The sequence below is a fragment of the Agrobacterium salinitolerans genome, assembly GCF_002008225.1.
In the GTDB taxonomy this organism is placed as follows: Bacteria; Pseudomonadota; Alphaproteobacteria; order Rhizobiales; family Rhizobiaceae; genus Agrobacterium; species Agrobacterium salinitolerans.
Genome location: NZ_MRDH01000021.1, coordinates 24983 through 39183, shown reverse-complemented (window position 1 = coordinate 39183; position 14201 = coordinate 24983). Strand labels below are relative to the sequence as shown.

The 14201-nt window shown below is 60.9% G+C and carries 14 protein-coding genes; 5 read left to right on the top strand and 9 right to left on the bottom strand.

The window, feature by feature from the left end; all coding sequences use genetic code 11:
• Genes BS627_RS14405 through BS627_RS14390 form a run of 4 tightly spaced genes read right to left on the bottom strand, consistent with a single transcriptional unit; the run spans position 1 to position 3903 of the window.
• Positions 1-1035, bottom strand: coding sequence for an ABC transporter ATP-binding protein (locus tag BS627_RS14405; protein WP_077983875.1), 1035 nt, complete (start codon positions 1033-1035; stop codon positions 1-3).
• 9 nt (positions 1036-1044) lie between these two features.
• Positions 1045-1869: an ABC transporter permease gene (locus BS627_RS14400; protein WP_077983874.1), complete on the bottom strand. Its 825-nt coding sequence runs from the start codon at positions 1867-1869 to the stop codon at positions 1045-1047.
• Position 1870: 1 nt separating this feature from the next.
• Entirely contained in the window at positions 1871-2719 is an 849-nt protein-coding gene (locus BS627_RS14395; protein WP_245307129.1) for an ABC transporter permease, read from the bottom strand.
• Positions 2720-2751: 32 nt separating this feature from the next.
• Positions 2752-3903: an extracellular solute-binding protein gene (locus BS627_RS14390; protein WP_077983872.1), complete on the bottom strand. Its 1152-nt coding sequence runs from the start codon at positions 3901-3903 to the stop codon at positions 2752-2754.
• 280 nt (positions 3904-4183) lie between these two features.
• Between BS627_RS14390 and BS627_RS14385 the strand changes: the two genes are divergently transcribed.
• Positions 4184-4366 (top strand): hypothetical protein, encoded by a 183-nt coding sequence (locus tag BS627_RS14385; RefSeq protein WP_077983871.1) that lies wholly within the window; start codon positions 4184-4186, stop codon positions 4364-4366.
• Positions 4367-4427: 61 nt separating this feature from the next.
• Here the strand turns inward: BS627_RS14385 and BS627_RS14380 are convergent, their stop codons facing one another.
• Positions 4428-4631, bottom strand: a complete 204-nt coding sequence (locus tag BS627_RS14380; RefSeq protein ID WP_077983870.1) for a CsbD family protein — start codon at positions 4629-4631, stop codon at positions 4428-4430.
• A 182-nt stretch (positions 4632-4813) separates the two neighbouring features.
• Here BS627_RS14380 and BS627_RS14375 point away from each other — a divergent pair, with 182 nt between their 5' ends.
• The 4 genes from BS627_RS14375 (at position 4814) to BS627_RS14360 (ending at position 9333) form a co-directional block, all read left to right on the top strand.
• Positions 4814-5131: a GCG_CRPN prefix-to-repeats domain-containing protein gene (locus BS627_RS14375; protein WP_077983869.1), complete on the top strand. Its 318-nt coding sequence runs from the start codon at positions 4814-4816 to the stop codon at positions 5129-5131.
• A 114-nt stretch (positions 5132-5245) separates the two neighbouring features.
• A complete protein-coding gene (locus BS627_RS14370) occupies positions 5246-5479 on the top strand; it encodes a hypothetical protein (RefSeq protein WP_077983868.1) in 234 nt (77 codons plus the stop codon).
• Positions 5480-5741: 262 nt separating this feature from the next.
• A complete protein-coding gene (locus BS627_RS14365) occupies positions 5742-7544 on the top strand; it encodes an ABC transporter ATP-binding protein (RefSeq protein WP_077983867.1) in 1803 nt (600 codons plus the stop codon).
• A 181-nt stretch (positions 7545-7725) separates the two neighbouring features.
• Positions 7726-9333 (top strand): ABC-F family ATP-binding cassette domain-containing protein, encoded by a 1608-nt coding sequence (locus tag BS627_RS14360; protein ID WP_077983866.1) that lies wholly within the window; start codon positions 7726-7728, stop codon positions 9331-9333.
• On the opposite strand, the gene BS627_RS14355 is transcribed toward BS627_RS14360, so the two are convergent.
• The 4 genes from BS627_RS14355 to BS627_RS14340 are packed head-to-tail and all read right to left on the bottom strand — an operon-like array spanning position 9327 to position 13934.
• Positions 9327-10277: a Csu type fimbrial protein gene (locus BS627_RS14355; RefSeq protein ID WP_077983865.1), complete on the bottom strand. Its 951-nt coding sequence runs from the start codon at positions 10275-10277 to the stop codon at positions 9327-9329. The genes BS627_RS14360 and BS627_RS14355 overlap by 7 nt on opposite strands.
• A complete protein-coding gene (locus BS627_RS14350; RefSeq protein ID WP_077983864.1) occupies positions 10274-12724 on the bottom strand; it encodes a fimbria/pilus outer membrane usher protein in 2451 nt (816 codons plus the stop codon). The genes BS627_RS14355 and BS627_RS14350 overlap by 4 nt, the downstream gene beginning before the upstream one ends.
• Positions 12696-13415 (bottom strand): fimbrial biogenesis chaperone, encoded by a 720-nt coding sequence (locus tag BS627_RS14345; RefSeq protein WP_077983863.1) that lies wholly within the window; start codon positions 13413-13415, stop codon positions 12696-12698. The genes BS627_RS14350 and BS627_RS14345 overlap by 29 nt, the downstream gene beginning before the upstream one ends.
• A 21-nt stretch (positions 13416-13436) precedes the next feature.
• A complete protein-coding gene (locus BS627_RS14340) occupies positions 13437-13934 on the bottom strand; it encodes a Csu type fimbrial protein (RefSeq protein ID WP_077983862.1) in 498 nt (165 codons plus the stop codon).
• Between the last annotated feature and the right edge of the window lie 267 nt (positions 13935-14201).

Here is a 14201-nt window from a genome sequence, read left to right as displayed (position 1 = left end):
TCAGCTCCGGTAGATTGGGCGGTTGTCGCGATAGGCCGTGACGGCACGGGGCGAAATCTGCACGCCCTGTCCCGTCTGGAACATATCCGGGTGGGCGACCATGGATTTGATCCTTGTACCATCGGCGAGATCAAGGTCGACAAGCCCGTGGGTGCCGTAATCGGTCACCCGGTGCACACTTGCTTGCCGCGTTTCGGAGATCGTCAGATCGATGGCTTCCGGGCGAACGGCGAGAGTGGCCGGTCCGTCGGAGACGGGAAGCGGCAAGCTGAAATCGGCCCGCATGAAATTTCCGTCTGAAACTGCGCCTTCTATCAGGTTCATGGTGCCGATGAAGCCGGCGACGAACGGGGTCTGCGGTTCGCGGTAGATCACATTCGGCCGGTCGATCTGTTCGGTCTTGCCGTTCGCCATCACGACGATGCGGTCGGCCATGGAAAGGGCCTCATCCTGACCGTGGGTGACGAACAGCGTGGTGATACCGAGGCGCTGCTGGATATCGCGCACTTCCTCCCGTAACCGCTCGCGCAGATGCTGGTCGAGGCTGGCGAAGGGTTCGTCGAGCAGGAGTATTTTCGGTTCGAGAACCAGCGAGCGGGCAAGCGCCACCCGCTGCTGTTGGCCGCCGGAAAGCTGGCCGGTGGCGCGCTCGCCAAAACCGGAAAGCCCGACGAGTTCGAGCACCGCCTCCACTTTCTCTCTGATAACGGCAGCCGGCATGCGGCGCAGCTTGAGGCCGAAAGCGAGGTTCTTGAAGACATTCATGTGGCTCCAGAGCGCGTGGCTCTGAAACACCATACCGGTCGGCCGTCGCTCCGGCGGCAGATGCGTGACATCTTCGCCATCGATGGAGATCTGTCCGCCCGTCGGCTGCTCGAAACCGCCGACCATGCGCAGCAGCGTCGATTTGCCCGAACCGGAGGGGCCGAGAAGGCATACGAGTTCACCATCGGCGACATCGAGCGAAAAACTGTCGACGGCATTGGTCTCGCCGGAATAGGTTTTCGTAACCTGGCGGATGTGAAGTACGGACATGATGATTTCCTAACCGCCGAAACCGCGGGCGAATGCGCCGCCACCGATGACGCGGCGGGCGAACATGAGGGCAATGAAGGACGGCGCCCACAGCAGGACGGACAGGACCGCGCCATACTGGATGACCATCTGGTTGTTGATGTAACTGATCATCAGCACCGGCATCGTTCGAATGCCCGGTGCACCGATCAGCCACGCGCCTTCCGTCTCGTAAAAAGTGCCAACGAAGCTCAGCAGCACGGCGGCAGCGATGGTCGGTCCCGCCTGCGGCAGCGTAATCGACCAGAAGACCCTGAGCGGACTGGCGCCGACATCGCGGGCCGCCTCTTCCATGCGCCGGTCGACGGCCTGAAATGCCGCCACCGGAATCCAGATCATGAACATCAGCGTGCCGACGAGCTGGATGAGAACGACGCCCCAGAAGGTGCCGATGAGGTCGAGCTGGAGGAAAATGGCGGCAATCGCCACAAGAAGCCCGAATTTCGGGAAGGCGTGGCCGGCAAGAAAGGAGAAAAACAGCAGGTTGCGGCCGGGAAAACTCATGCGCGCAAAGGCATAGGCGGCGGGAAGGCAGATCACCGCTGAAAGCAGCGTTACCACCGTTGTCAGCCGCAGGCTCAGCATCAACGCGTTCCACACATCGGCGCGGCCCAGCGTCTGGCCCCAGAAGCGGAAACCGAATTGCTGGGGAATGACGTTGGGAAAACGCCAGACCTCGGTGAATGCCCAGGTGCCCACCACAAGCAGCGGCCCGACGATGGCGACGGTTAGAAGGGTGGCGAAAAATATGCCGGGCCAATCCATGCGCGTTCGCGCCGGTGAAAGGGTCGTCATGTTATTTCCCCTGGTTGCGTGCGACCGAACGCACGTAGAACAGGCCGAAGGCAATGCAGAAACCGAAAGCGATGACGGCCTGGGTCATGGCGCCGATGGGATCCTGCACTTCGCGCAGCGTGCGCTGCATGAAGGGGCCGAGCATTTCGGGAGAAGCCGGTCCGAGAAGATAGGGCAGGGTGAAGGAGGAAAAAATACCGAGCACTGAAAAGGAAAGCGCCACGAGAATGGAATTGGAAATGCGGGGCAGGATGATGTGCCAAAAGACCTGAAGCGCGTTTGCGCCCACATCCCGCGCCGCCTCCACCGACTGGTTGGCGACGCTGCCGAGTCCCGCGAGCAGGATAAGAACGGTCAGCGGAATATTATCCCAGACAAGACCGATGACCGGCCCCCACGGAGTGAGATAGGGCGTGCGGATTTTCGGCAGGTCGACCGCATTGAGCAATATGTCCACCATGCCGTTAGGCCCGAGGACGCGGATGAAGGCGAAGGCGAGGATGATAGAAGGCACGAACATGGGGAAGATGGCGAGCGCCTGCACATAAGCCGAAAGGCGGCCTTGCGAAAAGCGCAGGTAAAGCGCGATCGGCAGGCAGATCATCAGCAGGAGGATCGCGCAGACCATTGTCGTCCACAGCGTCACGGCAAGATTATCGAGGCTGTAGCGGTCCGAGAAGAAGAAGATGTAGCTCGAAAGGTCGAAACCCGTCTCGCCGCTCGCTCCGGTGCGCCAGACGGTGCGGCCGATGGCGTTGAGGGCAGGCCAGATGACCAGCCAGACGATCAGGAAGACGGGGATGGCGACGAGCAGGAGGCCGATTGGCCTCCTGCCTGCCGTATTGTCTATGAGCGGGCGAACCGCTCCTTCCGCAACCTTGGTCACGACTTGCGGTCGACGTTGGGAGCGACGTTGCGATACCAGCCGTCATTGATGGCGGTTTCCCATTTGCCGGCCGGGAAGGTCGGGATGGTCTGCGGGATGATGTCGGCGAAGCGCTTGCGCAGTTCGGCCGGCACATAGTCCCAGGAAACGCCGGGGAAACCGCCGAGTTCGGTAAGGATCGCGCCCTGAATTTCTTCCGACAGCACGAAATTGGCGAGCTTTAGGGCAGCGTCGCGATTGGCGCCGTTTGCAAGCACCACGGCGCGCGAGAAATCACCGCAAAGCGCCAAGTCCTGAAGCTGGACGAGGCCCGTTTTTTGCGGCAGAACGCCCTGATCGATGGCCTTCAGCACCTGATCGGACCAGACGGGGGTCATGGTGACGACGCCCTGCGAAAGAAGCTGCAGCGACTGCGTGTTGCCGGAGGAGTATGCACCTTTGTCATAGAGCGACGGGGCGATATCGTTCAGCAGCGCCCATGCCTTGCCGAGAGCCTTGTCGCCGGCTTCCTGGGTGTAATTGTCGACCGTGAAGGCCTTGGGGTCGAGGCCGTTGGCCTGGTGGATGGCGCGGCGGACGAAGTTGCCGCCGGAGCCGCCCTTGTCGGGACGGTTATAGACGAACTGGCCGGGATTGGCCTTGATCCATTTGACGAGCTCATCCCAGGTCTTCGGCGCGTCCGTCGGCTTCAGTTTGCTGGTGTCATAGGCGAGCAGCACCTGGCTGCCGCGATAGGGCAGGCTGTATTCGCTGCGGATGGCAAGCGGATTGACGCGCGAATAGTTGGAGAGGTCGGCTTTCGCCATGTTCACATAGATGCCGGCCTCGATGGCGCCGGTGGGAAGCAGCGGATCGGCCGTTTCGAAATAATCGGCCTGCGGATCGGTGCCCGTTTGCTTTGCGGCGATGGCGCGCTCACCGATGGCGATAATGCCGGCGCTGTCGCCTGCATCGACGAGATTGAGCTTCATGCCGGGATTGGCGGCTTCAAAGGCGGGCTTGATTGTATTGGACCAGAAATCGAGGATATTGGTATCCGAACTGGTGTACCAGTCGATCGTGCCCGGAGCGGCGAAGCTCATGCGCGGTGCAAGGGCGAGACCGGCGGCGGCGCCTGCGGCGGACATCATAAAGGTGCGGCGTTTCATCTATGTCTCCGATGTTTTCGGCGCGAGTGGACTGCTGAGCGCTAACTCCGCAAAGATGGGGAAGGCTCTGGCCGGTCATTGCACAGCCGTGCATTTTTTGAACGGGCCGGCGGCGTTTCTAAAGTCTTTACATAACGCTTTCGTGACGGTTGCCGCCGACAGACACCTTAACCCTTCGCGAAACGCATTCTCCGGGTGGTCGTTCAAAAGCGCGCGGGCTCTACCAGAGGCGTTGCCGGGCAGGTAGGATGACCGCGGTAGCATTGGAGGGAGGGAAGTTGTGATCGCAACCTATATCGATGAATTCATGATGTTTAGCGCCGGCCTGCGGATGACGTGTGTCGGCTTCGGCTATCTGCCGCTGTCAATAAACACAGCCGCTCAGCCGCCAGTTGTTCGTCACTTCAGATGGATGGGGCCTCTGCTGCTCGTCATCGCCGCCGTCTTGGCTGTTGCCGGCTGACAGGTAAATTCCGCGCAAAGAAAAACCCCGCCGAAGCGGGGTGCCGAAGCGGGGTTTGATCTTACCAGCGCTGACTACCATACCAGTCGTCGATATCTTTCCGGGCCTGGTCTTTTTCGTAGCCGTAGCGCTCCTGAATCTTGCCTTCCAACTGCTCGCGCTTGCCGTCGATGACGTCAAGATCGTCGTCGGTGAGTTTGCCCCACTGCTCCTTGACCTTGCCCTTCATCTGCTTCCAGTTGCCTTCAACGCGATTCCAATCCATCGGTGCTCTCCCATTTTGTTTGGCTTGCACCTGTAAATGTCCGAGCGTGTGCAGGGTTCCGTCCAGCGGTCGTTATGTTCGGCGCAACTGTGGCCTGCTGCCACGAAAAGATCACGATTCATTCAGCGGCAGTTCACGCGGCGGGGCGCTAAATCCTCTCATCCCACAAGGAGGGAGATAAGATGCGCAAGATGATTTTAACCGCCGGACTGATTTTGGGCGCCCTGTTTGGCACCGGCGCGAACGCCATGCCTGTCGGTCAACCGTCTGCACCTTCGGCGACCTACATTCAAAAGGTGGACTATGCCTGCGGACGCGGTTTCCATTTGACCCCGCGCGGCTATTGTCGTCCGAACGGGCAGCGTTATGAGCGCGGCTGGGACAGGCGCGACCGCTGGGAAGCCCGCCGTGAATGGCGCGAGCGTCAGGCCAGACGGGAATGGCGCGAGTGGCGCGGCCGCAGGGATTATCGCGACCGACGCGACTATTATCGATACTGATCGGGCAAGGCCCTCCCCACCTCGGGAGGGCCTTTCTCATAGGGCCCGGTGAGGTCCTTACGATCCGGAAAAGAATCCCACACCGATTTCGCCGCTCCGGCGGTTGTCGCGCGCATGGCGTATTTTCAGCGCCAGGATCGTCGTCCTTCGCTGGATGAGCTGAAGGCCCACCTTGCGGTGGAAATCGCCAAGTGGGGACCGGTGGTCAAGGACACGAATGCGCAGATGGAACGACCGGTAATGGCCGATACCATCTCGACTTTCCGCTTGCGCATCCAGCTGGTGTGGTGTTTCCGCATCACTCACCAGTCGGTTGCAAAAACCCGCTTGGCAAGCTCCGGCCGTTGAGTTACAAGTCTCGCCACCGCGTCAGATCGAACAAAGGGAGGCGTTGCATGACACCGGCATTCTTCGAAACCCTCCCGCAGGGAATGACCCGACACTAGGTCATATCCATTCGCGGCCCGCCGATTGCGCGCCCGACATGCGGTTTTATTTCCCCCATAGCCCGATTGATCTGACGGGATCACTTCGTCTCCCGCGCGGGCTGTGCCATCCAACTTCCGTTTTGAGGACCGGTCGCCGATTATAGGGCGCTGGGCTGGTAAAAATGACTCGCAAGAAGCTCGATTTCCGCGCCGATGCCTATCGACATGTGCTCGGCTTTGTTTTCAACCATTGGCGTCATCGGCCGGCGTTGGTGGGTTTCATCATCGTTCTGGTGATTGCCAGCACGCTGGCTGAAGTGATGGTGCCGGTCTTTTCCGGCCAGATCGTCGATGCCATTGCCGGTGGAGACGAGGCCGGCAACGGGGCAGATAAGGCGCTGCGCGCCTTTGTCATCGTGGTGTCTCTGGGGCTGGTGAGCGTTGTGCTGCGCTGGTTCATCTTCAACGGCATCATCCGGCTGACGCTGAAAATCATGGCGGATGTCGCCAATAACGGCTTCCACAAGGTGCAGCGTTTCTCCACCGACTGGCATGCCAACAGCTTCGCCGGCTCCACGGTGCGCAAGATCACGCGCGGCATGTGGGCGCTGGATTCGCTCAACGACCTTCTGCTGGTCGCACTTCTGCCTTCCATCGTCATGCTGGTGGGCGCCACCATTGTGCTCGGCAGCTACTGGCCGGTCATGGGCCTGATCGTCGGTCTCGGATCGCTGATCTATATCGGCGTGACCGTGGGGCTTTCGATGGGCTATGTTTCGCCGGCGGCAAGGCTTGCCAATGCCTGGGATACCAGACTTGGCGGCGCGCTGGCGGACGCCATCAGCTGCAATTCAGTGGTCAAGGCCTTTGGCGCCGAGGCCCGCGAGGAAACGCGCCTGGGCCATGTGCTGGTGAAATGGGATCACCGCACACGCAGGACATGGAAGCGCGGCACGCTGAACGGCACGATCCAGAGCTTCATGATGGTCTCCATGCAGGCCGGCATTCTGGGTACGGGCCTCATCATGTGGCGACAGGGGCTGGCGACGCCGGGCGACATTACCTTCGTGCTGGCGATGTTCTTCGTGTTGCAGGGTTATCTGCGCGATGTGGGGCAGGATATCCGCAACCTGCAACGCGCCGTCAACGACATGGAAGAGCTGGTGCTGCTGGACAAGATGCCGCTCGGCATCGAGGACAGGCCGGACGCCGGACCGATCAGGATCGGAAAGGGCGAGATCGTCTTCGATCACGTCACCTTCCAGTATGGCGCGCATCCCACGCCGCTTTACGATGACTTTTCGGTCACCATCAAGGCGGGTGAACGGGTGGGCCTGGTCGGCCATTCCGGTTCGGGCAAGACAACCTTCGTCAAGCTCATCCAGCGGCTTTACGACATCAAGTCGGGCGAAATCCGCATCGACGACCAGAATGTCGCCGGGGTTACGCAGTCCAGCCTGCGCGGCCAGATCGCCATCGTGCAGCAGGAGCCCATCCTGTTCCACCGCACGCTGGCGGAAAACATCGCCTATGGCCGGCCGGACGCCACGCGGCGTCAGATCGAGCAGGCGGCGAAACAGGCGAGCGCCCATGATTTCATCATGTCCCTTCCCAAGGGATATGAGACGATGGTGGGTGAGCGCGGCGTCAAGCTGTCGGGCGGCGAGCGTCAGCGTGTCGCCATCGCCCGTGCTTTCCTTGCGGATGCGCCGGTGTTGATACTGGACGAGGCCACTTCCAGCCTCGACAGCGAAAGCGAAGTGCAGATCCAGCAGGCGATGGAACGGCTAATGGTCGGCCGCACCACGCTGGTCATCGCCCATCGGCTGTCCACGGTCAGGGCGCTGGACCGGCTGCTCGTCTTCGACAAGGGCAGGATTGTCGAAGAGGGTGACCACCAGGCGCTGATCCGCCTCCATGACGGCATCTACCGCAGGCTGTTCGAACGACAGGCGCTGGAGCTGACCAAGGGCCTGGTGGCCTGAAAAAAAGAAACGCCGGGGGGTGTTCCCCCGGCGTTCACTACCCGAACATTGAACCCACGCCATCAGCGCGCCGCTTTTTTGCGTAAGGGCGTGTTTCGCGCAACACCAACAGGACGGTGAACCATGGATTTCCACCCGATCGCAAAGCCACAACGCCTTGTCATCAGGGGAACCCATATCCATGTCGCATTCCATCACGCTTTCAGACCTCTCGTGGTCCACACCTGACGGTCATCCGCTCTTTTCCGACATCAACCTTCACTTCGGACCCGAACGCACCGGCCTTGTCGGGCGCAACGGCGTCGGCAAGACGACGCTTCTGAAACTGATCGCCGGCGAGTTGTCGCCGTCGGCGGGCACGGTTTCCGTTTCGGGCTGCGTCAATCTCCTGCGCCAGAGCGTACAGGTTGTGTCCGACGAGACTGTCGCCGACCTGTTTGGTGCGCGCGAGGCGCTGGACGCGCTCGCCCGTGCGCAGTCGGGAACGGCCACTGTCGATGAGCTTGAGGACATTGACTGGATGCTGGAGGAGGAAATTGCCAAGGCGCTCGCGCAGGTCGGGCTGGACGCCTTGCCCTCCACGCCGCTTTCGGCGCTTTCCGGCGGGCAGCGCACGCGGGCCGCACTTGCGGCGCAAATCCACGCCGCGCCGGATTTCCTGATCCTTGACGAACCGACCAATAATCTCGACCGGGAGGGGCGCATTTTCGTTGCCGATTTTCTGGCGGCCTGGCGCGGCGGAGCGATCGTCGTCAGCCACGATCGGGAGCTTCTCGAAACCCTCGATGCCATCGTCGAAATGACCACGCTCGGTGTTACCCGTTACGGCGGCAACTGGAGCCACTACCGCGCACAAAAGGCGCTGGAGCTGGCCGCCGCCGAACAGGACTTCGCGAATGCGGAAAAGCGTCTGTCCGAGGTCAGGCGCCGTTCACAGGAGGCGCTGGAGCGCAAGGCCCGCCGTGACAGCAGGGGTGCCGCAAAAGCGGCGAGGGGAGACATGCCCCGTATCCTTGTTGGTGCGATGAAGAGGCGTGCCGAAAAGACGAGCGGCGACAACGCCAATCTGGCCAGCCGCCTGACGGCCGAGGCGACGGAATATCTGAAGACGGCGCGGGAACGGATCGAAATCCTGCAGGGCGTCAGTGTTACATTGCCGCCCAGCGGCCTGCACACGACAAAAACCGTGCTCAGCCTGCAGAACCTGACTGCGGGGTATCGGGCCGAACACCCCGTGCTTCGCGACCTGTCCTTCGAAATTACCGGGCCGCAACGCGTTGCCGTAACCGGCCCGAACGGATCGGGAAAAACGACGCTGCTTTCGGTGATCACGGGGGACTTGCCGCCGTCTGAGGGGGTGGTACATGTCGGGGTGAAGTCCGTGTTTCTCGATCAGCAGGTCAGCCTGCTCGACGCGAGCCTGTCCATCCGCGACAACTTCCTTCGGCTTAATCCGAAGGCGGGGGACAATGCCTGCCGCGCCGCCCTTGCGCGCTTCATGTTTCGTGCCGATGCCGCCTTGCAGATCGTTGCAACACTCTCGGGCGGGCAGATGCTCAGGGCAGGTCTCGCCTGTGTTCTGGGAGGCCCGCAGCCTCCGCAATTGCTGATCCTTGATGAGCCGACCAACCATCTGGATATTGATTCCATCGCCGCCGTGGAGGTTGGCGTTCGGGCCTATGACGGCGCCTTGCTGGTCGTCAGCCATGATGAGGCGTTTCTCGCCGGCATCGGCATCGATCGGCGGCTGGAACTTGGAAAGTCAGAGGTGCGTTCCGGCCCTCAGTAGTTCACCGTCACGACGACCGTATCGGAGTAGTTCCCCGGCGCCGGCGTGGTCTGCGCGGGGACGCGGCCATAGACGGTCAGTGTTTGCAAGCCGCCTGTTCCGGTGCCGGTGGCTATCTCGCCTGCCGCACTTCCCCAGACATTCGTGCGGTTTGCGTCGCGGTAGAGACCATAGATTATAGATGCGCCTCCCTGCACCATCTGGCGCGCGGCCGGCGGGCTGTTGCTCAGGCCGCCATTGAGCGCGACACTATAGTTCAGATTGGTGGTGCAGGTCAGATTGATCGCTCCGGTCGCATTGACTGCCGTGTTCAAGACGCCATGACTGCCAAAATCGATGTTCTGGGCCGAGATGATGCATGTGGGCGCCACCGCGGCCGACACGTTGAACGGCACTTGCGTGGGGTTCTGGGTCACGGAAGAGCAACTTGGTGCAAGCAGGGTAAAGGTCGTATAGGTGAAGCTCGTTTCCGCGCCGGCAAAGCTGGAGAGGTATAGGCCGCGCGCTGCCGAGGCCTGACCGGCGTTGATCCGGCCATAGACCGTGCGGCTCGTGGTGTTGATCAGGAGCGGCAACGCCATATCGATTGGCGGAGGCGAACCGAGTGCGGGCTGCGTGACCGATCCCCAGGAGGTCGTTCGTGCCGAGTTCTGGTAAAGCTGGTAGTTGAGGATGTTGCTGCCCTGAAGCATGCGACGGATGCCGCCCGACTGTCCGCCGCTTCCGGCATTGATGTTGGGGCATATGCGGATGGAAAGCCCCAGCGACAACGGGTTGGAACAGGTGACCGACAATGTCGCCGTCGTGTCCACGGCGCTGCCGCTTGCGAGATTGACGAAACCGAAATTCATGTCCGACATGCTGAAGGTGCAGCTTTGCGCCAGGACCGGTGAAGCCGAGAGGAAGGCTGCGATGGCAAGGGCGGCACGGGTCAGGGCCTTCATTGGATGCTCCTGCATAGGGCTTCGAAAGTTGCGCGCGTCTCGCCGGCAGAGGGGTCGGCAGAGGGCACGGTGATCTGTGCTTCGCAAGCGCCCTTCGTCGGCTGATTGATGCGGAGCCGATGCGTTTCGCTGATATTGTCGAGATAGGCCTGTCCGTCATAACCGACGATAAAATCGCGCTTGCCGTCAATTTTGCCGGTCGATCCGGTTTCGATGAACTCGCCGCTCTCGCCTTTCAGCGTCACCAGCGCCACCTGTCCCTCGGTTTCCACCTTGAAATTGACCACGGCCCCCGCGCGGTCGGTCGGCGTCACGGTCTGTTTCGTGCGGTCTATGCGGGCGTCGACCGGAAGATTACTGGGGTCGAGCGTGATGTTATTGACGTCGTAGGAACGAAGGTTCGGAAGCAATATCTTGCCGCGGCGGTTGGTCTGCCCGATGGGGCGGTTTTCCAAAAGGATATCGACGCCGGGCGCGCCCGCATCCACCACGGCGAAAGCGTCATCGATCCGGTTGCCGACAAAGACATCGCCGCCGGCGAGCGCTATCGATCCTTCGATCTGCGCATAGGCCTGTGTCGTGCGGTTGAATTGATCGACGCCGGCCGAAACGCGGGCGGTGCTGCCGCGGTAACTGCCGGAAACGGAGGCGATATCGTTGCCGCCGGTCGAGCCGCGCAGGCGCCAGCCATAACTTTCCTCGGCCTGTTCTTCGGATTTTCCGACCTCTGCTGTCAGCGAATAGCCATCCGCATCCGACGACATGCCGGCCGAGCCGGAGACGCCACCGCCGAACGACCAGGACAGGCCCGCGAAGACGCCGTAGGATTGGCTGTCCTCAAGGTCCTTATAGGCGGTGATGAAGATATTGCCGTTCTCGCCGAACGGCCGCGTGGCAGAAAGGCCGAGCAACCGGGATTTTCTTTCATCGAAGGTTTCCACCTGCGTATAGGAAAAGTTCAGGCTCGTTTCATCGAAAGCAAGCTGTGTGGAAACGGAAATCTGATCCACGGCACGCGGCGGCCGCGCGCTCAGCAGGCCGGAGATCGTCCTGAGTGTCGAGCTATCGGCGGAGACCGACGCCATGTCGTGATAATCGCCGAATGCCCGTTGCGACCGGGCGTGAAATTTGAGCCCGAGCAATTCGGCTTCGACGCTTGCGGAGAGCTGGTGGCCGCTTTCCTCGCCAAAGCGGCTGGATGCACCGGAAATCGCCGCCAGCCCATGGGCTCCAAGCGTGAAGACGCCGCCAAAGCCGATATTATAGAAATCCTCGCCGCCTTCCGCATGGCCCTCAAGCGTCAGGCCATCAGACAGGCCGTAACGAACCGTCGCCGATCCGAGCAATTTTTCGTCGTAATCGAAGGAAGAGGCTCCGTAATTGCGCCGGGCAAAACCGAGCTCCGCTGAAAAATCGACGAGACCCTCCGCCAGCAGGTCCGGCGACGTATAAAAGGGCGTTTCGGATACGGTTTCGCGGCCCAGCGCATCCCGCACCACCAGCCTCGCATTGCCTGCGCCGCTGATAACGGGAAGATTGGTGATGGAAAACGGCCCTTCGGGAACATCCTGCGACAGACGGCGGATGTTGTTGACATAGACGTCGACAGTGGAGGGCACGGCCGCTGAACCTGCAAATTCCGGCATCGGCATGGTGACGATATCCGGCCGCAGGTCGAAATTGCGGCGGATCTGCAGGCCGCCGAGCCGCGTTGGGCGTGTCCAGCTCAGCCCGCCGGTAATGAGATCGCCGGCCCGGTAGCTCGTCAGCGTTTCTTCGTCTGAATAGCTCCAGGTGGTATCGAGGCGCTGGGTATCGAACTCCGACAGGCGCGATGTGCTCAAAACCTGCGATGAGGAGAGCACGCCGAGCGGACCGAAGGCCCTGCTTTCCAAAAGGGCCGAGACACCGTTGAAATCGGCGATGTCAGACCATTTGTTGCCGCCGGAGGAACCGTAGATCGTGTAATTCACCAGACCTCCAAAATCGCTCGTGGCCTTTTCCCGGGTCTCTTCGTGTTCTTCCTGCGCAATCTTGCCGGAGGCGTCTATCACCCTGTTTGCCCGCGCCGCCATCGGCAGGGTGAAATGCATGGACTGGCTGCCTTCATCGTAACGCGCCACCACATCCGGCAGCCGGGAAATATCGATCCAGCCATCATCGCCGGTAGCGCTTTCAACCGGAGAAATCCCGATATTGTTCAGCTGTTCCGGTTCGATCAGAAACGATCCGGCGTCGTTTTGACGAAATGTGGCGATCAGTTCTGTCGAAACATCGTTGATGTAGACTTCGAGCTGCAACTGTCCCGCTTCTTTTGCGGTAAAAGAGGCCGGTTGCGCCGCAGGAGGTATATCCTGCGCCACGGAAAATTTGCCCGATGAAATGACCGTCAGAGCGGCAATCGTCAAAACGGCGAGATCAGCCGCCCGAGACGCGCGCCGTCGCATTGACGGGGCCGCCTTCGCTGTCTGCCGAAATCTTCAGCGTGCCGCCGCCTCTCTTGCCGCCCGTTGCCGGAACCACAAAGCTTGCGGCGGATCCGCCAAGCACGTATCCCACCAGCCCCTGCTGCCGGGCAATCGCCTGTCCGTTGCCGCCGGAAAGCATCAGGTTGGCGATCCTTATCCGCCTCTCGCCCGTATTGGACACCGACACCCGGTAGCCATTGCCCTGCGGCGTTATTTTCCAGGCCGGTTCCGCATCACCTGTGGAACCGGGCGAGAAGAAAACGGGTATGGAGTGGCGCACCACCAGATTAACCGTGCCGGATTGCGGTCTTCCCGCCGGCGGCAACTCATCGACGATGACGCGGTAGCTCTCTTCGGCGCGCAGCGGGGCCTTGGAAAGCCGGACGATGCGGATAAGGTTCTCCGCACCGCCCTTCAGCTGCGTCATCGGCGGGCTGGCGACGACGTCCTGCGCCGCCGTATAGACGTCCTGCCCATTTTTCTGGGTCCAGCGGAATATTCTGACCTGAACGTTGATCGGGGTTTTCGCATCGTTCCAGATGCGGAGGCTGGAGGCCGCCGTGGGCGCTTTAAGATCCAGAAGTACGGGGGCGACCCGCAGCGATGCAGCCTGTGAAGATGAAACAGTCAAACCGGCAAAAAACGCAGCCGCTAAGGTAAAAACACGCATGCGCGATCCTCCCTGTGGCGATCAGTAGTTGAGCGTGGCCGTCACCGTATCGGTATAGACGCCGACCGCAGGTGTCGTCTGGGCAGGAACGCGCCCATAGACAGTGAATGTCTGCGGCGCTCCGGTTCCCGTTCCCGTTTGCCGGTCCGTTCCCACAGTGTTGCCCCACACCGTGCTATGCGCCGCACTTGTATAAAGGGAGTAGGAAATGGTCGCGCCGCCAGGCGATGTCATCAGACGGTTGGCGACCGTTGCGCCCGAGCCAGCGCCGGCGCTAAGGCCGAGACTGAAAGGGGTACTGGCTGTGCATTGCACGACAATGTCGCTGGTCGCATCGATATTGCTGCCGATCACACCATTCGTGCCGAAGTCAAGGTTGCCGGCGGAATTGATCTGGCATGCGGCCTGAATGGTGATCTGGACGTTGAAATTCGTCGTGGCGACCTGGGCGAGGCCGGATGCCGGGGTGAGAACCAGCGCCGCAAATGATAACAAATAGCCTGATGCTGCAAACTTCATGCTGCCTCCCCAAGCTGCTGCGCTGCCGGTTTTTCGATGCGCAACATGCAATTACGCCAATAACGGGTAATTAGAATAATCTAATACTCGTCCTGATTTGGTTAATAAATCCTTAAAGCTGACGTCTGAAAAACCACTGGCTGAAATGCGGCGGCTGCCACAATCAAAAGTGCCGCGGCGTGATCGCAAAGCACACGATCGGCGCTAAAACCCGTCTACGGCTTTTTTACTGAAATGCGACATCTTGTCAGCCGGCGCCGGTTGGCG